15 protein-coding genes and 1 pseudogene are annotated in these 20,136 nt (G+C 28.7%); 3 read left to right on the top strand and 13 right to left on the bottom strand.

Going from position 1 to position 20,136, the window contains the following annotated elements; translation table 11 throughout:
* Window positions 1–119 precede the first annotated feature (119 nt).
* Window positions 120–1,415 (top strand): Glu-tRNA(Gln) amidotransferase subunit GatD, encoded by a 1,296-nt coding sequence (gene gatD / locus METOK_RS03365; protein ID WP_013866829.1) that lies wholly within the window; start codon window positions 120–122, stop codon window positions 1,413–1,415.
* Between the two features lie 43 nt (window positions 1,416–1,458).
* On the opposite strand, the gene METOK_RS03360 is transcribed toward gatD, so the two are convergent.
* The 8 genes from METOK_RS03360 to cysS form a co-directional block, all read right to left on the bottom strand.
* Complete coding sequence (locus METOK_RS03360) at window positions 1,459–1,935, bottom strand: deoxyuridine 5'-triphosphate nucleotidohydrolase (protein WP_048057862.1); 477 nt, start codon at window positions 1,933–1,935, stop codon at window positions 1,459–1,461.
* A 61-nt stretch (window positions 1,936–1,996) separates the two neighbouring features.
* Window positions 1,997–2,782: a dihydroorotate dehydrogenase electron transfer subunit gene (locus METOK_RS03355; RefSeq protein WP_013866827.1), complete on the bottom strand. Its 786-nt coding sequence runs from the start codon at window positions 2,780–2,782 to the stop codon at window positions 1,997–1,999.
* Window positions 2,783–2,918: 136 nt separating this feature from the next.
* On the bottom strand, window positions 2,919–3,200 hold the full coding sequence (locus METOK_RS08870; RefSeq protein ID WP_232210840.1) for a hypothetical protein: 282 nt from the start codon (window positions 3,198–3,200) through the stop codon (window positions 2,919–2,921).
* Between the two features lie 83 nt (window positions 3,201–3,283).
* Window positions 3,284–4,906 (bottom strand): S16 family serine protease, encoded by a 1,623-nt coding sequence (locus tag METOK_RS03350; RefSeq protein WP_013866825.1) that lies wholly within the window; start codon window positions 4,904–4,906, stop codon window positions 3,284–3,286.
* Between the two features lie 172 nt (window positions 4,907–5,078).
* Window positions 5,079–8,432: a reverse gyrase gene (rgy, locus tag METOK_RS03345; protein WP_013866824.1), complete on the bottom strand. Its 3,354-nt coding sequence runs from the start codon at window positions 8,430–8,432 to the stop codon at window positions 5,079–5,081.
* Window positions 8,433–8,631: 199 nt separating this feature from the next.
* Entirely contained in the window at window positions 8,632–9,123 is a 492-nt protein-coding gene (locus METOK_RS03340; RefSeq protein WP_013866823.1) for a hypothetical protein, read from the bottom strand.
* Window positions 9,124–9,267: 144 nt separating this feature from the next.
* Window positions 9,268–9,996 carry a KaiC domain-containing protein gene (locus METOK_RS03335; RefSeq protein ID WP_013866822.1) on the bottom strand — a complete coding sequence of 243 codons (729 nt, stop codon included), beginning with the start codon at window positions 9,994–9,996 and terminating at the stop codon, window positions 9,268–9,270.
* Between the two features lie 138 nt (window positions 9,997–10,134).
* On the bottom strand, window positions 10,135–11,565 hold the full coding sequence (gene cysS / locus METOK_RS03330) for a cysteine--tRNA ligase (protein WP_013866821.1): 1,431 nt from the start codon (window positions 11,563–11,565) through the stop codon (window positions 10,135–10,137).
* A 377-nt stretch (window positions 11,566–11,942) separates the two neighbouring features.
* On the opposite strand from cysS, the gene pheT reads away from it, so the two are divergent.
* A complete protein-coding gene (gene pheT / locus METOK_RS03325; RefSeq protein WP_013866820.1) occupies window positions 11,943–13,619 on the top strand; it encodes a phenylalanine--tRNA ligase subunit beta in 1,677 nt (558 codons plus the stop codon).
* A gap of 33 nt (window positions 13,620–13,652) precedes the next feature.
* On the opposite strand, the gene METOK_RS03320 is transcribed toward pheT, so the two are convergent.
* The 4 genes from METOK_RS03320 to METOK_RS08725 form a co-directional block, all read right to left on the bottom strand.
* Window positions 13,653–14,387, bottom strand: a complete 735-nt coding sequence (locus tag METOK_RS03320; RefSeq protein ID WP_013866819.1) for an ABC transporter permease — start codon at window positions 14,385–14,387, stop codon at window positions 13,653–13,655.
* A gap of 146 nt (window positions 14,388–14,533) precedes the next feature.
* A complete protein-coding gene (gene cofF, locus METOK_RS03315; protein ID WP_013866818.1) occupies window positions 14,534–15,397 on the bottom strand; it encodes a coenzyme gamma-F420-2:alpha-L-glutamate ligase in 864 nt (287 codons plus the stop codon).
* Window positions 15,398–15,559: 162 nt separating this feature from the next.
* Complete coding sequence (locus METOK_RS03310; protein WP_048057861.1) at window positions 15,560–16,684, bottom strand: site-2 protease family protein; 1,125 nt, start codon at window positions 16,682–16,684, stop codon at window positions 15,560–15,562.
* Window positions 16,685–17,015: 331 nt separating this feature from the next.
* Entirely contained in the window at window positions 17,016–17,615 is a 600-nt protein-coding gene (locus tag METOK_RS08725; protein WP_198005241.1) for an arsenic resistance protein, read from the bottom strand.
* A gap of 790 nt (window positions 17,616–18,405) precedes the next feature.
* Between METOK_RS08725 and cfbA the strand changes: the two are divergent.
* Window positions 18,406–18,851, top strand: a pseudogene (gene cfbA / locus METOK_RS03300) (sirohydrochlorin nickelochelatase).
* 83 nt (window positions 18,852–18,934) lie between these two features.
* Here cfbA and METOK_RS03295 read toward each other — a convergent pair.
* Window positions 18,935–20,008: a TRC40/GET3/ArsA family transport-energizing ATPase gene (locus METOK_RS03295; RefSeq protein WP_013866814.1), complete on the bottom strand. Its 1,074-nt coding sequence runs from the start codon at window positions 20,006–20,008 to the stop codon at window positions 18,935–18,937.
* Between the last annotated feature and the right edge of the window lie 128 nt (window positions 20,009–20,136).

The following is a 20,136-nucleotide window of genomic DNA, read 5'->3' as shown; positions in this document are numbered from 1 at the left end:
TGATTAATATAGTAAAATATAATGAAATAATGAAATAAATAATTATTTTTGATGATAAATTATTTTTTATTCTAATTTTTTATAATTTATATTTTATAATTTAATTTATTGGTGAGATTATGGATAATTGTAATATTGGAGATTTAATATCTATAAAAACGGAAAATACAACTTACACTGGAACAATAATGCCGTCCTTGGATGATAATGTTATAGTTATTAAAATGAAAAATGGATACAATGTTGGTATTTTGAGAGATAACATTAAATCAATAGATGTATTAAAAAAAGGTAAAAAACCAACATACGAGCTTCCACCATTGAAAATCGAAAAGAAAAATGATTTAAAAAATATAGCTATTTTATCAACTGGGGGGACAGTAGCTTCAAGAGTGGATTACAATACAGGAGCAGTGCACCCAGCTTTTACAGCAGATGATTTAATAAGGGCTATTCCAGAATTGCTTGATATTGCAAATATTAAGGGAAAGGCTGTTTTAAATATATTAAGCGAAAATATGACGCCAGCCTATTGGAAGATTATTGCAGAAGAGATTAAAAAGGAGATTGAAAATGGTGCCGATGGAATTGTAATAGCCCATGGAACCGATACGATGCATTATACTGCAAGTGCCTTGTCCTTCATGATTGATGCAGATATTCCAATAGTTCTTGTAGGAGCTCAGAGAAGTAGCGATAGACCTTCCTCAGATGCATCGTTAAATCTTATAAGTGCAGTAATTGCAAGCACTCAACCAATTAAAGGTGTTTATGTTGTGATGCATGGAGAAAGCGGGGATACGTTCTGCTATTTGCATGAAGGGGCAAAGGTTAGAAAATTACATTCATCAAGAAGGAATGCCTTTAAATCAGTAAATAATATACCTATTGCAAAAATAAATCCATTCACAAAAGATATTGAATATTTAAGAAAACCAAATAAAGTCAATGAAGGAAATAAAATTAATAAAGAAAGTGAAAGCAATAAAAAAATTAGCATAAATACAAATTTAGAGGAAAAGGTAGCTTTAATAAAAATATATCCTGGAATTGACGGCAATATTATAAACTATTATGTGGATAATGGATATAAAGGTATAGTAATTGAAGGAACTGGGCTTGGTCATGCTCCTGAGACAATATTCGAAAATATAAAGTATGCAACAGACAAGGGTGTTTTAGTTGCTATGACTACACAAACCATTAATGGAAGAGTAAATATGAATGTATATTCTAATGGAAGGGAGCTCCAAAAATTGGGAGTAATTGGATGTGAAGACATGCTTCCAGAGGTTGCATTGGTTAAAATGATGTATTTACTAGGAAACTATGACACAGAAAAGGCAAAAGAGTTGATAAATAAAAATTTAGTAGGTGAAATTACAGAAATTAGCCGATTTGATGCATATTATTAAATTTTTATTATTATATATTTATTTTTATTATTATTTTTATCTTTTATTTATTTCTTTCGTTATATATTCCTTCATATTCTCCATTTACTTCACTGCATTCAATATATACTATTTGGGCAATTCTAGCATCTTTATAAATTGTAATTGGGTTTAAAACATGCATTAAATAGGTAGGATAACCTTCATATCCAGGGTCATGAACTGCGGTATATAATGTACATCCCATCCTTAATAAACTGCTTCTTGGATAGGTAAAACCAGCCATATTATGGGGAATTTTTACTCTATCTGCTATTTGGACGGTATATATACCAACATTTAAGTGGATTTTTTCATCCTTTTCAGAGTTAAATATTTCAATATATTTAGGGAGCTCCCTTTTTTCATTGGTATAATCGAGAGCTCCGTTTCCTTTTAGACTATATATTTTCCCAACTCTTAAATCAATACCGCACTGCTGTATCTGTATGTCTTTTTTTATATTTACAAAGTTTTTTGAAACCTGAGCTCCGATAATAATAATATCACCATTAAATATTATTTCATATCTTCTTATTTTTTTATTTCTTTATTTTTTCAATTTAAATAATTTTACCGCTTGCGTCCCTTCTGTATTTTCCAAATTCAGATATATATTTTAATTTATCTCCCCAAAATACAGGACCGTCCTTACATACGCATAGTCCTTCGTCATCAACGGCACACTGTCCGCAAATACCAATACCACATTTCATATATCTTTCCAATGAAGCCTGAACAGGAATATTATATTTATCTGCAATATCTACAACCTTTTTCATCATTATTTCAGGTCCGCAGGTGATTATTAAATCGAATTTTTCATTTTTATTATTTTTATTATTATTTAATATTTCTTCCATTTTATCCGTAGTAAAACCATGATATCCAAAACTTCCATCATCTGTGCATGGGTAGAGCTCACCACATTTTCCAAATCTTTCCATAAATAATAATTCATCTTTTGTCCTTCCTCCAAGTATTGTGGTAATCTCAATACCTTTTTTTGAAAATTCCTCCACAGCACTTACAATTGGTGCAGCTCCAATACCTCCCGCAACTGCAAGGATTTTATCCCCTAATGGTTCAAAAGAGGTTCCATAGGGACCCCTAACTCCTATCAAATCTCCTTCTTTTAAATTATGCATAATTTCGGTAAATCTTCCAACCTTTGCTACGCTAAAACCTGTTTTTATGGAAAATCCCAATGGTTTTTCATCCACATCTGGAATCCATACCATGGCAAATTGTCCAGCTTTGAAATCAAACTCTTTATCAATTATAAATGTTTTCACCGTCGGACTTTCTTTTATTATTTCTTTTATTTCGCAAATAATAGGTTTTTCCATGTTATCACATTTTTATTATATTTTATTTTATTTCTTTTTCCATTTTAATCTTATTTATCTTTTTTTAATCATTTATCTTTTATATTATCTTTTATCCATTTTAATTTTTAATTTTTATCCTTTTATTTTTTTTATTTTAATTTTTACTTATCCTACCTCTTAAAATATATCCTATCAATGCTCCACAGGATAATCCAAAGGCTAAGAATAATATATTGGATATTAAATTATATTTATAAAGATATACGGCATTTTCAGAATTATTGCATATATTGGTATTTTGATTGTTATCTATAAAAGTAGAGCCCCTATTGTTACACTTTATTTCTTTTGAAATATTTCCATTTAATTCATTCAATATATCGATATCCATTTGAGCATAGGCTATACTGTATTTGTAATATAAGATTTTTGACATTTTATCGTTAAGTGTATTGGCATATTCGTAGTATCCAAGTGCCGATACAGGAATACTTTCATCATCACAATTTTCTGCTAAATTTATCTTTTTTCTGCAAGTTTTTTTAAGTAGCTTATGTCCTCCATATAATTAAGTGAAGTGGTGGCATATACATAGGCATCAATACTTTTTGAAATTGACAGCAAATATTCCTTTTCATTGTAGTATCTCTTTGCATCATCCAAATTTTTCATGGCACTGGTAGTCAATGTTGTTGGCAATACCATGGAAGAATAAAGCACAACAACCTCTGAATTGTCGAGATATTCCTGAGCAAGATATTTTAAATTGGACTCATTTATTAGTCCATTTTTGGTATGTTTATTATTTTTAATTATTTTAATGTTATTTTTATTATTTGCATAACTACCATAATTGTTATTACTTTCTTTCCCTAAATTTAGCCACCATATTGCACTTTTTCCCCTAAATTTTGCATAAGTCCCACTATCTATTGCAGATAATGGTTTATTGTTATAATAGTCCTTCCATGCACTATCAATAAGCTCCTCTGCCTCATATATTCGGCTTTTAGAAGCTACAATGTATTCTATACTGTTTTTTGATAAACTTTCATTATCTACTAATTTTTTTTCACTGTCAAGTTCATTCTGGACATCTATAAGGTACTGTTTCACATACTGATTTCCATCATCGCTATCGACATAATTTAAAGTTGTATTAACACTTTCAAGAGTTATCAAGGCTCCAAAAGCCTTTGAAGTTGAGGCATAATATGAATTATTTAGATAATGGGCATTCGCTGAGTCCAAATAGGTTTTTGAAGTTTTTAATTTAGAGTCTAATTCATTTTTTAAATTGTAGTTTATTCGTGTGTTGTATTTATATTCATAATTTAGTCTATTTTCTACATAGTTATAGTTATTTCTGGTTTCTTTTAGAACTTTTGTGGAGAGATTCTTCATCATATTGTTATATATTTTATTAACCTCTGGATTTGGCTCATAATGCCTTTCAGTGATTTTATGATTTGTAAAATAATAAACTGCTTCGTATATGCTTTTAACCTCTATAACTTTTATTCCCAAATTTTTACCATATTCTACTGCATCCACGGTATTATTGCCTGTTCCGGTTAAGTCATTTGCTGGAACATATCTTTCCCCAGAAGGAATTAAAAAATATTCTACATTCCTTGATTTTGCAGCTTTTATTTTTTCCAATATGCCACCAACTGGACCTATGCTACCATCGGGATTAATCATTCCAGTCATCATAACATTGTTATTTAAGCTCCAATTGTTTAAATCTGCTATTGTAGCCACACACAATGTAGCTCCTGCTGATGGTCCCCCTATTACTGGAACATCTGACCTAACAACATAGTATGTATCATAATTCTTTTGATTTTTTCCACAAATATCAAATGCCACCTTTGAAGCTATTCTTGCCGAACCCTGCATATCAAGCTGTGTCATAGGCATGGTGTCCATATATACATGTCCATGTCCTTCTGAAACTTTCACATCGATATTTATCGGAGCTCCGACATATCCATAATCTGTCTCAGCAACTGCTGGTGCTACAATCGAAACATCTGCAACGCTTATTGGAATTGCCAACAGTAAAAATAATAAAAAATATTTTTTCATGTTATCATCCAAATGTTTTATTTTATTTTTTGGTGTTTTATCTCCTTTCAATTAGTCATAATATTTTTTTCTTTGTAGTATATTTTAATTTATATTTTAAATTTATTTTTATTATTTCTATGTTATTATTTATTTTATTTTTTTTATTTAATTTATTGTTTTTTATTTTTATTATATTTCGTATTTATTATCCTACCTTTCTTTTATTTTTTATTTTTTTAATTTAGTTTATACATAAAATTTCATTATGCAACTCTTTTAAAACTTCTAAATAATCGACTTTTCCATTTTCAATTTTATCCATGGTTTCTTCCAGAGCTCTTGTTCTTTCTTCGGATATTAAACTAAAATAATTAGTTATTAAATAATCATAAACTTCAATTCCAAGTTTTGTTGGTATTAATTTATTTTCTGCTCTGCTTTTTATAATATAGCCTTTATCCAACAACTTTTTAATAATTGTAGCATAAGTTGATGGTCTTCCAATACATTTTTCTTTCATCAATTTAACAATATCCCCTTCATTATACAATGGCACTTTTGGTATTTTTTTAACTTTTTTATCCAATATTTTTAATGAATTTTTTTCAATTTTTGGCAGTTTTTTCAATCTTAAATTGTAAATATTACTCCATCCTTCAAATTTTATATCGATATAACCTTCGATTTTTTCATCTAAATCTTTTATATATATCTCTTCATATTCAACAACAGCTTTTTTCATCTGAGAAGCAATAAATCTTCTAAATATTAAATCATAAATCTTTATATGGTTTTTACTCAATTTTATGTTATTTTCTTTTAAATACTCTATAAGTTCATAGGTATCCATTGGTTTTGTAGGTCTTATACATTCATGAGCTCCTTCCATGAAGTATTCCCTATTTTTCAAGTAATCCTCTAAATTGTTTAATTTTAAATATTCTCTCGCCACCCTCATACCATCAAATGAGACTCTTGTTGAGGATGTTCTGTGATATGTGGATAGACCCAATTCAAATAATTCTTGTGATATATTCATTACTTCATCGGAACTTATTTTAAATCTCTTTGTGGCTTCTTCCAATAAGGTATCTGTTGTAAATGGTGGCAATGGATGGAATTCTTTCTCATAAACTTTAACTTCAACTTTAACCTCCTTTTTATCAAATTCTTTTTCCCAAACCTTTCCAATAAATATATCATTTTCCAGTTTTAAAGATAAGTAAGGGACTTTTATTTTATGTTCATTGTATCTGTCTATAATCCAGCCCAATACTGGTGTTTGAATTCTGCCTGCTGAGAGATAATGTTTATTAAATACTTCCCATAATTTTTGACTCAATCTAAATCCAATCCATCTATCTTCTACCCTTCTAACTATTTGACCTTTAACTTTATTTTCATTTAAATTTAATTTATCTCCTTTTTTAAATGATTCTAATGCGTTTAATATGGCTCTCTTTGTAATTTCGTTAAATCCTACTCTATAAATATTTTTATTAAATGGAAGAACATTTAAGAATATATCATAACCTATTTTTTCTCCTTCTGTGTCAATATCTGTTGCTATGAATATGGCATCAACTTCATCTGCAATTTCTCTAATAATGTATATGTTATCCTTTGAATCCATTATATTTGTTTCTTCTACTTTTTTAACTGATAATAGCTCTTCCAAATCTTTCTGGTCTATAAACTGTTTTCCATTTACTTTTTTAATTGATGAGTATATCGGGATGGATATATTATTTATTATAACACCGTAAAATCCCTCTTTTGTAACTAAATCAAATACATGCCCTCCACTTGCAGTTATAATTAAATTTAAATCTCCAACACAAACCTCATAAATATTCCTATTGTTCATCCTTCTGATAGAAGGTTTCCCAAAGAAATTAGCGATAGTCCTCGCCTTATTTGGACTTTCAACAACCATTAATATAGATTTTAATAAATCTGGAACACCACCCTGAGCTCTGCCTAACTTTATTTTTTCCCTAATTTTATCAATTTTTTTAATTAATTCCTTAATATCTATATTATCGATACTTGTAAATTCACTTTCATATGCAAACAACATATACTTTTCAAGATATTCAAAAATTTCTTTTTCATCCACTAATACAATACTAACCCCCTTAGTTAAACCAAATTCTGTCATTCTTGATGTTCGCCCAGAAGCTTGAATATATGTTTTTATATCAGGAATTAATAAGTTATATTCATTATTATTGTTATCTTTCCTTAACGAGAAATTTTTTATTTTTAATTTTTCAATTAATATCTGCTTAATTTCCTCTTTTGTCTTCCCCTCAATATCGACATCTTCTTTTAATTTTCCTTTATTCTTTAAATCATCAATATATTCTTTCAATTTAATTTTGAATTTTGGAATTCCATAAAATAGTGCATATCTTACCCTTTCAGGCATATCCAAACCCCTGACCAAAATACCGTAGTAGGAGGCCATGCCTATCAATACACCTATATTTCCATTTTTAAACTCATCAAATCCTTTTTTATCCTTAGAATGAATTAATTTTGCATTAATACCTTTTTTTAATAAAAATTTCTCAATTTCTTGTGCCTTTTCAATTCCATAATCCTTGGAAACATATACAATTCCGCCTTTTCCAAGTAATTTTATATATTCTAAAATTTTCTCCTTACTAAATTCTTCATCATAGGCATCTATAACATCCCTAAGTTTGTTCATTCCAAATCCTATTTCAAAATCCAAAATTTCCCTGTATAATTTAACCTTTCTCCCATAACTTTTTCCAGTGGCGGAAGCAATTACTAAACAGCCATGTTTTATTTTAGATATTTTATTCTTCAAGGTTTTTCTCTTTTTTAATGCATCATTTAACCTACCAATTTTTATTAAGCGTATAATGTCGTATGCCTCATTTATAATGTCTTCATTAAAGCCCAACAACTTCAAGGTTTTATCAATGTTATTTGACGCCTTTAAAAGAGCATCGACATCATCCACAAAAATAAAGTCAAATGCTGTATTTGGAATATTTTTTACTAAAAAATTGGATGTTGTTATCAATAGGTCGTAATTATTATTTTTAATATTTTCTTTGGCTTTCTTCTTTTCTTTTGCAGATAATTCTGAATGATATGCAATTATATTTATGTTTAATTTATTTTCTATTAGTGATAAAATTTTTTCGTAATTCTGTCTGACTAAAATTGTTGTAGGGAGGATTATGTAACATTTCTTTCCTTTTTTAGCTAAAAATAGGCTTATTAATATACCAAAAAAGCTTTTTCCAACGCCAGTAGGTGCAACTATTGAGAAACTTTTGTTTTTTAATATTCTTTTTGCCCACATCTTTTGTAGGCTTAGGAGCTCATATCCTAAACTCTTGGTGAATTTATTAAATTCCTTAAATTCCTTCCAAGTATTGCAATAATTTTTTAAATTGTTTAAAGTATGTTCTTCCCTAAGTTTTTTACATAATTCCAATTTTTCAAAAACTTTTTCCTCCTTTAAACATCTTTCACAAACACCAATTTCTAATCTTTCACTTGTTATTTCGCCATTACAGTTAGGACACATTTCTTTGTATATAATCGGTATCACAATAACACCACATCGGAGCTCTGGGTAATTAATAGGTAATTACTAATTTTAATTAGATAGTTAGATAGTTATTACCAATATTATTTACTAATTCTAATTATAAGATAATAAAAACAGAAAAATTAAAACAGAAAAAATTATATTAACATATTATTAAATCATTACTAACCTATTTAAAATTTAAGAAAAAATAGAAAAATTATTCCAACTCAGTTAATAATTTTTTTAAGGCATCTTTAACATTTTCTAACTTGCTATTTAAGAGCTCATTTTCTTTTTTAAGATTGTTAATTTCTTCTTCTAATGACTTAATAGAGGATAGCTTTTTCTCCAATTCTTCTTTTCTAACCATGGTTTCCAAAAATTTCTCAACCTCTTCAATATTCAATTCTCCTCTTTTTATCATATTGTATGTTTCTATAACTAATTTTCCAGCTTTTGTTTCCCCCTTTAAGTGCTTTCTAATGGTTTGTTCAGTTCTACCCAATTCATCGGCAATCTCTCCCACAGTATAACCAGACTTTTCTCTTGCCAGAGCTCCTGCTGCAATGGCTAATGAATCGACCCATGTAACTTTTTCCACAGGGTCCTTTATTAATTCCAAGATTTCTGGCCTGAATAATGTTCCAAGTATTAAAACATGTTCTAATTTATCTATTTCTGTCTTTGATGTTGGTACTATTGGTATCATTTTCCCTCACCCCTTTTTTAATTATTCTTCCTAATTTAGTTTATTATTATTTATTTTTATTTATTATTTATTCAATGTATTGTCCATAATGTATATACTATTAAACATTATTTAAATTTTTTGTAGATTATAAGGATGATAAGTTTATTTAATCTTTAAAACCTTATCAGGATATACCACGATTCCTTTATTTGTTATGTCGAACGGATGCCTTTTTAATGAATGGCTTGTGCCTCTCATCTTCCATACTATTAAACTTCTATTTAATTCACCATTAATTTCATCCAAATCTAATTTTATAATTCCATCAACGGCATGTTCAACCCCTGGACCTCCAAATCCTCTTTCTCCAACGGATATTTGGGATGTAAATATGGCGGTGCATCCTAATCCTGCTATAACTCTTTTTAATAAAAAAACAGTTTTTCTTGCCATCATAGGCTTATTTATATACAATGTGGTTACCGAGTCAAGCCCTATTCTTTTAGCCCCAATATCGTTTATTGCTATTTTTAAGATATCTATTAATTCTCTCTCGTCATTTGGGTCATTTACTACATATTTTTCTTTTTTTGCAGAACTTCCAATTCCATAGGTAAATGCATCAATTATAGCAAATTTGCCTTCATCTTCAAATTTTTTAATATCCCATCCAAACTGTTTCATATTTTCTCTAATCTGAACTGGATGTTCTTCCAATGCCACTAAGATACCCGGTTCATTATAATCCACAACCCCCTTATATAAAAATTGCTGACAAAATATGGATTTTCCAGTTCCTGGCCCTCCTGACAGTAATACTACATTTCTTTCAGGTATTCCACCATGCAATACCTCATCCATTCCGGGAATTCCAGTATTTACTCTTTTCATAGTATTGCCCCCTTTTATGATTTTTAGACATAAAATATCTCAATATATTTATTTTATATGATTAGTTATATGTTTATACAATATATTTATTTTATCCTTATATTTTATCTCACCATATATTTTATTTATATCTTATTATTATAATTTTTTCCAAATGGTGCCTTTTGGGCTATCCTCCAATTGAATACCGATATTTTTTAATTCACTCCTTATCTCATCAGCCAATTTATAATTTTTCTCCTCTTTTAATTTTGCACGGATATTTATTAAAATATCTATCAAATGACCTTCCATATTTTTATCTTCATTATTTTTATTATTAATAATGTTATGGAATATTCCGAATATTTCCCCTATCATCTTAAAGAATTCATTGGTCATTATCAACAGGCTTTTGTTTGGGTTATTTGATTCATTCATATATTTATTTATTACACTCGAAACTTCGAAAACATATTTGAGTGCTTCGGGTGTATTGAAATCATCGTCCATGGCATTGTAAAAGTTTATCCATGCATTTTTAATGGTTTCATAGGTTTTTATATCGATTTCATTTAATTTATGTTTTACATGTGAGTTCCTACAAATAGCATCGATATTTTTTAATGTATTGTATAATTTTTCTAAACTGATTTTTGCATCGAGTAATCCTTCTTCTGAATAATCAAGAGGAGAACGATAATGTCTTTGTAATAAAAACAATCTAATTACTTCAAAATCATATTTATCAAGTAAATCTTTTAGTTCTACAAAATTTCCAAGACTTTTGCTCATTTTTTCTTTATCCATCATCACAAATCCTGTATGTATCCAGTATTTTACCCATGGTTTTTTATCGGTATAAACCTCACTTTGAGCTATTTCATTTTCGTGGTGGGGGAATATCAAATCATTTCCTCCGCCGTGAATATCGAATTGCTCCCCCAAGTATTTTATACCCATTGCAGAGCATTCTATATGCCATGCAGGTCGCCCTTCTCCCCAAGGGCTATCCCATTTTGGTTCATTAGGTTTTGCAAATTTCCACAATGCAAAATCTTCTGGATTTCTCTTTGTTAAGTTTGTTTCTATCCTATAACCTGTCCTAATCTCATCTAAATTAATATTGCTAAGTTTTCCATAATCTTTAAATTTTCTTACATCAAAATATATACCATCATCCGCCACATAGGCATATCCTTTTTTTATAAGAACCTCTATAAATCTTATTATATCTTTTATATGTTCTGAAACCCTTGGATAAACATATGCTGGTTTGATATTCAGTTTTTCCATATCCTCTAAAAACGATTTTATGAATTTATCTGCGAGCTCCGTTGGAGGTATGTTTTCTTCATTTGCACGCTTTATGATTTTATCGTCAATATCTGTAAAATTTATAACCAACTTGACAATGTAATTTTTGTGTTCAAGGTATCGTCTGATAGTATCAAATACCACATAGGTTCTTCCATGACCTAAATGGGCATAATCATAAACCGTAGGTCCGCAAACATACATTTTAACCTCATGCTCATCTATTGAATTAAACTCTTCCTTCTTTTTTGTTAATGTGTTGTAAATTTTCATTTTATCACCAATTATAAATATTATCCCTAATGTTCCTTATTATCTCATATTTATGTTATCTTTTATGTAAAATTTTTATGTAATTCTATCTTTTTTATATATCTTTAAATTATAATACTTTAAAATATTTATTAAAATTTAATTTAATCAATAGTTACATACTGCTATATTTGATATTAATATTAATTAAATTTAATCATGACCTTAAAAAATGAAAGGAAGAAAAGAAATAATAAAAGAAAAAATAATAAAATAATAAAAAAAATGGCAAAAATACTTTAATCTTTAAATGTTATATTTTTATAAAAAATAAAGTGGTGAAAAATACTTAAAATCTTTTAGGATTTTATATATTTTAAAGAGAAAAAGGTGAAAACATGCCAACAATCAATGTATATAAAAGAGACCTTGAAAATCTAGTTAATATGAGTTTATCTGATAAAACTATTGAAGATAAATTTCCAATGATGGGTGTTGAAGTTGAGGAAATATTCGAAGAAATTAAAAATAATAAAAAAGAAAAAATTATCCAATTTTCAGTAAATCCAGATAGACCAGATTATTTAAGTGTTGAAGGATTGGCGCGAGGATTCAGAGGATTTATAGGCATAGATAAAGGAATACCTAAATATGAAGTTAAAGAATCAAATGTTGAGGTATATGTTGAAGATGTAGAGCTCCGACCATATTGTGCATTTGCAATTGTAAGAAATGTTATTGTTGATGATATGGTTTTGGATAGCATAATAAACCTTCAAGAGAAGCTTCACTGGACTATTGGAAGGGATAGAAAAAAGATAGCCATAGGTATTCATGACTTTGATAAGGTAAATCCTCCATTTTGTTATAAGGAGATAGGAGGAAATGAATTGAAATTTGAACCATTGGGCTATGATGTAGAAATGACACCAGAAGAAATCCTTCAAAAACACGAAAAAGGTATAAAATATGCCCATTTAATTACTAACAATAGATATCCAATAATACTTGATAAAGATGGGAATGTTCTTTCAATGCCACCGATAATAAACGGTAATTTAACAAAAATAACAACCAACACAAGAAACTTATTAATTGACATTACTGGAACAGATAAAAATGCTGTGGAAAATACCCTAAATATATTGGTTAGTGCATTTGCAGATAGAGGGGGGACAATATATAAGGTAATTGTAAAAGACAAAAAAGATATAAAGATTTATCCAGATTTAACACCAAAAACAGATGAAGTTGATTTGGAATTCATAAATAAAAGACTTGGGTTGGATTTAAACCCCGGTGAAGTAATAAATGCTTTAAGAAAGGCAAGAATGGATGCAGAATATAACTATGAAAAAAATAATATAATTGTGAAAATTCCAGCATATAGGGTGGATATTCTCCATAAAGTAGATTTCACAGAGGAAGTGGCAATACATTATGGATATGATAAGTTCACTGGAAAATTCCCACATGTTGCTACAATCGGTGAAAAGCATACTTTGGAAAAGAAATTTGATTTTATAAGAAATATTATGATTGGTTATGGCTTCTTTGAGGTAATGAATTTAACATTATCAAATCAAGAAGTGCTTTTCAAAAAAATGAAGATTGATATGGATGATAATAAATATGTTGAAGTTTTAAAACCTGCATCACTAGAGCATAGGGTTGTTAGACCATCGATACTTCCTTTACTTTTGGAGACATTATATACCAATAAACATAACGAGCTCCCACAGAAAATATTTGAAGTAGGGGATTGTGTTGTAATTGATGAAAACGATAAACATTTATATACAAAATGCAAAAATGTTGGAAAAGTGGCATTTGCTATAATTCATCCAAATGCAAACTTTAATGAATTAAAAAGCTATGCAGAAGGTCTTTTAAGAGAAATAGATATAGATTATACCTTGGAGAATTATCATCACCCATCATTTATAGATGGAAGATGTGCTAAGATAATATCCAATGAAGGCAAAACAATAGGTTATTTTGGTGAGCTCCACCCAGAAGTTATATTGAACTTTGATTTGGAATATCCTATTGTTGGATTTGAAATGGAATTGTAAATTTTATTTTTAAATATATTATTATATTATACATTATATCTTAACGAGCTCCTTATACATAAGATAGCATATAGCTATTCCAGAAATTACAGCGCCGCTTAAAATCATCCACATAATTACTATTTGAATCTCTGCTGCATATATAGGGTCAGCACCGCTTAAAATCATACCAGTCATAGCTCCGGGGATAAATATTATGCCTACGGATTTTGTCCTGTTCATTTGAGGGATTACTGCTGAATTAACGGCATTTTTTGTAAATGGTTTTAGTGCCTGAAATTCTGTTGCCCCTAATGATAAATATCCCCATAATTCATCCCTATTTGATTTAATAAGGTCCATAATCTTATTTAAAGTTAGATGAACGGTGTTCATGGAATTTCCTATTACCATTCCCATAAGTGGAATTATGTATCTTGGTTCATACGGCACAATATTTGAAAATATTAAAATTAGAATAGAAACAATGGCAGTTGTGAGGTATGTGATAAATAAAGAGAGAAATAACTTTTTTTTATTATGCAATTTAACCTTTTTATTTACCATATATGATGCAACAAAAATCATTATTAACATTAACAAATATGCAAAGCCCATGCCATATGCAAAAATATATACAAGTATATAACCCAATATAAGCAACTGAACAAGAGCCAAAAATGAGGCAAACAATATTTCCTTTTCTATTCCTAATTTTTCCCTAAATGCAATAATCATTGCTACAATTACAAAAGCAAAACCATATATGAGATTTTCAATTATTGTCATAATATCCCCAATATAAAAAAAATTAAAATTTTAATTATTTTTTATTTTTTTATTATTTTTAGCTTATTGATTTATTCATTTATTTTATTTTATCATTTTATTTTTTTGTTATGTCCTTTTATTTATTATTATTCTTTTTTTCTTTTTTATTTTTTATTTTTTTTATAATTTATTAGGCATTTTGCAATTTCTTCATCTGCTTTTATGCCAAGACTCCTAAATCCCTTTGTTCCAGGTGCGGTGTTGGTTTCAATTACATAATATTCATCCTTTGAGGGCAATATATCGACTCCCATAATGTATCCATTCATAGATTCTGCACATTTTAATGCGAGCTCCGATAAGTCATCATTTAATTTTAAAGGTTCTACGATATTCCCAAGATGTAGGTTTGTAATAAAGTTATTGCTTACTCTCCTATATCCCCCAATTACTTCCCCATCAACCACAAGAATTCTAATATCTTTGTATTTTCCATTTTCTCCAAAATTAATATATTCCTGTAATATAGTTCCTTCCCATATTGCATTTTTTGTATATTTTTTTAATTCTTCATCGGATTTTGCCATTTTTACACTTAATCCACATTTTGAGAACGAATTTTTTAATATTATGGGATATTCTAAATTGTATTTTTCCATAAATCTTTTGGCATCTTCATAGTCCCTAATAAGAGCAGTTTTTGGAGTTTTTATATGGTTTTTTGAAAGTATCTTAATGGTTTTGAATTTATCCGATGAATTATGTATTGTTTCAAGGGGATTGATAAATTTATGTTCTTCTATTTCCAAAATATTTAAAACCTGCCATGAAAAAAGGGTTAATCTATCCAAATAATCCCCAATACCACATCTTGAATGAATTAAATCCGTGTTGATATTGAATTCTTTTTCTACAAGTAGGTTGTTATTTGATAGTAATAATATTTCACATTTTTCTCCTAAATCATTTAGGGCATTTTTTAAGGCATATATGGTTGAACCGCCTTCTGCACATACTATCGTTATCATAATTCACCAGATTTATGTTTTGAATTTTTTTTGAAGTTTTAAATTATATGTAAAGTTATATTATAATATATTAAAACCATTAATCTAAATAAAAATATAATATAATAATTATGAAACTATGAAGGATATACAACATAAAAATAAAAAAATAAGATAAATGATTTATACAAATGAATATATTACAGAGGCAAATATAATCATCCAAACCATTAAGCTTATAGATGCTAAATTTTTTTCATTTATTAAATATTCCATATACTCTGAAATTCTTTTTAATTTTTTACTATTTCTTTTTATATCGCGCATGAGCTCAGGTAATGCATTCCATACATGAAAACCATCCAATGGCAATGCAGGCAATAGGTTGAAGAATCCAAGCATAAGATTTAACATACTAGTCCAATATAATGTTTGGAGAACAAATAGTAGGTTTTTTGAAGGTTCTGCAATTATTCCTATTTTACCATCCTTTGAAGTGGTTAATTCAACAGTTTTTAACTCGTTATTTCTTAAAATACTTATTTTTATGTTTTCGTTTGGTTTTATGCCCTTTACAGAGTTATAAAACTCAGATAGTGAATTTATTCTTTTCTCATCAATGGAATATAATATATCTCCTTTCATAAGCACCCCATTTGCTGGATGGTCTGGTAATACTTGCGTAATGGTTAATGATGTAGGAGCTCCGTAGAAGTAAGGTGTTATAAATAATGCCATTAGGAATATTATAATATTTGCCACAGGTCCTGCTGATGCTACGGCACCCCTTACCTTTTTACTGGCATTTTTAAAATCATCCCCCATCTCAACAAAAGCACCAAGGGGAATTCCCAAGGCAAGAAGTAATCCTGTGCTTTTTATATTTAAATTAAATGAGCGTGCTACAATACCATGTGCAAGTTCATGAAATGTAATTCCAATTACAAGTGCCAAAATTCCGGGAATCCACGGAATGGTATTTCCAAATAAAAATATAATAGGTTTTGAAGTCTCTTTTGGCACTGTTCCATTGAATAGTTGGATTGTAGAATTTACAAGCATATAAAATGTAATAATACTCACAGCAATACATATTGGAATTAATAAGATGGATATTTTTTGCCATATCTTGTATTTTCCAAGTTTACTTATGGTTTTTATACCTAATGAAGTTCTTAATATTCCAAATATTCCATAGTATGTTTTTAATCCAGTATTACTATTGTTTGGTCTGTTTCCATACACTACATATAGTATTGTCCAGAGTAGTGCAAATAATAATATTACCTTTAAGGAAGATATTTCCACAATTTCACCTAAGTTTAACATAATTGATAATCCCGCAGTTAATTAGAAATTATATTATTTTAATTTTAATTTATATAAATTTGTTATAGCATATATCACTATTAATTAATTAAATTATAATATAAAAATAATTATATAAAATAAATGTAAAATATGTATTAAAATGTAAGTTGAAAAAGTTCTATATAGTTACAGATCCATCAAATTATTGATTAAACCTACTTCTCATATTCACTTCTAATGACCATTTGGTGCAATACTCATCAGACATGGCGTTTGAGGATTATTGCAAGAGGATAATAACTCCAATCTTAGGAATTTTTATAATCATTCACCCATGTTTTCTTATATATTCAAAAAATTTTACAAGAAGTATCATATGAAATATCAATGCAAAAGGTCCCCCAATAACAGTCCCAACTGCAGCCATAGGTCCAAAAGTAGCAATACCTATGGCAGTTGAAATAGTCATATTGTAAGTAGATGAATAGGTTAAAGCTATATTTTGTTCCAGGGGAAATTTGAGAAACTTTCCTACAATATAAACCAAACCCCACCTTAGCAAAACGTAAATGTTCATTATTGCCATTCCATACAATATAATTTGTGGCTCTTTTGTAATTACTATTCCATTAATTCCAAAAATAATACTTACCATAATAAAAACTCCAGCAAGACTAAGAGCCTCAAGAGGAGTTTTTAACTTTTCTAATGTTTGCACGCCTTTGTATTTTAAAACAACGTACTTAGTGAGCTGACCTATTACCAAAGGAGTTATAATATATATTACTAGCGATTTTAATAATAACATTATTGGTACTTTAACAACTTGTTCAAGAATTAGTTTTGAACCAAGAGGTATAATGAGTAGTGACAGAAAGAATGTATAAATTACTCCAACAAGAGTTAACTGTACTTTTCCTTTAGCCATTCCTACAAAAGCAGGAGTAGAACTGGCTATTGGGATAATGTAAGTATTACCAAACCGGCAACTAAATTATGGTCAATATTTGGTAGAACTAAGAGAATAAATTTCATCAAAAGATAAGAGGATATAGGAAAAATTACTGTATAAAAAACTGTTAAAATAATGAGATATTTTTTCTTGATATCAGTTTTCTTTGTGAAAGCTTCATTAAGTCCAAGGTATATCATCGGTTTATAAAGCATGAGGAACAATGCTAATGGCAAAAATATTTTTAGATTTACAAAAAAATTATGATAACATCTGCCTAAAATTACTGAAAAGACCATTAATACAAAAACTACCAATATAAGATTTTTTTGTAAAAAATTAATGATTTTGTTCATATTTTCCACCACCCTTTTTTATTTCTCTTTCTATTGTAGGATATATTGCATATAATATAGTGCATTTATATCGGACTGCTGGAATAAATATTCGTTTGTTAAGTTGCTTTAATGGAAAAAATGCAGAGCTCTATATAATGAATATATTTCACGAGAACTTTTCCACATAATATTCCAATGGGTTAATCTAATGTCAAAGTTAATCATGTAATTTATATATAAACATATATGGTTGTTATATATAAAGATGAGGGGCATATGTTTGAAACGTTAAAAACCTTGCTAAAATTTTTTATTTTGTGGTGGAAATAAATTAACAGAATTCGAAAACTATAAATATGTTTATGAATAATATTAACAAAAGTATTAATATAAAAAAGTAAATGTAAGAAATAAACGAGGTATATAGAATGGAAGCATTGGTTTTAATAGGTCATGGAAGTAGATTACCTTATTCAAAGGAAATAGTTTCTGAAATTGCTGAAAAGATAAAGGAAAAAACATATACCCTATTGTAGAAGTTGGTATGATGGAATTCAATGAGCCTACCATACCTCAGGCAATAAATAAGGTCATTGAAAAAGGAGCTAAAAAAATCATCGTTGTTCCTGTTTTTCTGGCTCATGGAAACCATACAAAAAGGGATATTCCAAAGATTTTAGGAATTTACGAAGGAGGAGATGAAGAAGAACATCACCATCATCATGAGCATGGAGAAGAACATCACCATCATCACCATCACCACGACACCGAAAAAGTAGAGCTTCCAGAAGGTGTGGAGATAATTTATAGAGAACCTATGGGTGCAGATGATAGAATTGTTGATATTGTTTTAGATAGAGCTCAGGGAAATTAAAAAAAACTAAATATTAAAAATAGAAATAAAATAATAAAAAAATAAATAAAAAAATAATATATATTAAAATTAATTATTTACTATTAATTATTTACTGTCATTTCTTCTTTTTTACTATTTTCATCTTTTTCTATTTTTATATTTTTATCTTCTTCTTTTTTATCGCCATAAAGTATTTTTGATATTTGTTTTAACACTTCAAGACCTTTGGCTTCTGTTCTTAATAATGGAACTTGTGCAATAACCTTATCTCCAAATTTCTCTTTAATAAGTTCTAATCTTTTCTGTTGAAGCTTCCTTCTAGCCCTACAAAAATCACATTCAACATCTGCTGGTATAACTTGATTTACTATTACGGCATCTACTGGAATTTTATATTTTTCAAGTGCCTTCATAGCTCTTTCACTTTCTAAAATACTCATTTCTTCTGGAATAACTACAATTCTAAATGATGTTTTTTCTGGATTTGCCAATATTTTTCTTGCCTTTGTTATTTTCTCTTTCATAACTTCCATTTCTTCCAATGCCTTATCGTAATCTATATCCTTGTCTTTGCCACCAAACGGCATTATCTTCTTCATCATCTTCATCATTCCGCTCATCTGCTTTTTGAACTTAATCATTTTTGACATGTATTTGTCCATGAGCTCAGGAAGTCCCAAAAATCTTAGGGTGTGACCTGTTGGAGCGGTATCAAATATAACAACATCAAATTCGTTGTTATCCATATATTTTAAAAATACATCGAATGCTGCACTTTCATCAGTTCCAGGAGATAAAGATGCCATTTCCAACTGTTCTTCCATCATTCCCCCGAGCATAGGGTTTTCATCAATTTGACCTTTTAATTTTTCCTTATATTCTTCCATAGCTTTTTGAGGGTCAATTTCTACAACATATAAATTTTCAATACCATTAACCTTTGTAGGCTCATGTCCGAATTCCTGTTCAAAGCTATCTCTTAAAGAATGTGCCGGGTCAGTTGAAACCACAACAGTTTTTAAACCCTGTTCTGCACAATATACACCTGTCGCTGCACTCATGGTAGTTTTACCTACACCACCTTTTCCACCAAACATAATATATTTTGTTCCATTGTCCTGTTCTAATTTCTGTTTTGTTATGCCTTTTAATGTGTTTTTTATCTTTGATAGCATCTTATCACCATTTAAATTTAAAAATAATTTATAATAAATTGCTAAATTCGTTATATATTATTCTACATATTTTTATGTATAGTTATAGTTTAATGATATTATCAATAATATTACCAATAAATCCTATT

The sequence above is a fragment of the Methanothermococcus okinawensis IH1 genome (assembly GCF_000179575.2).
Taxonomy (GTDB): Archaea; AGJL01; Methanococci; order Methanococcales; family Methanococcaceae; genus Methanofervidicoccus; species Methanofervidicoccus okinawensis.
This window is presented reverse-complemented; position numbering and strand designations above follow the sequence as displayed.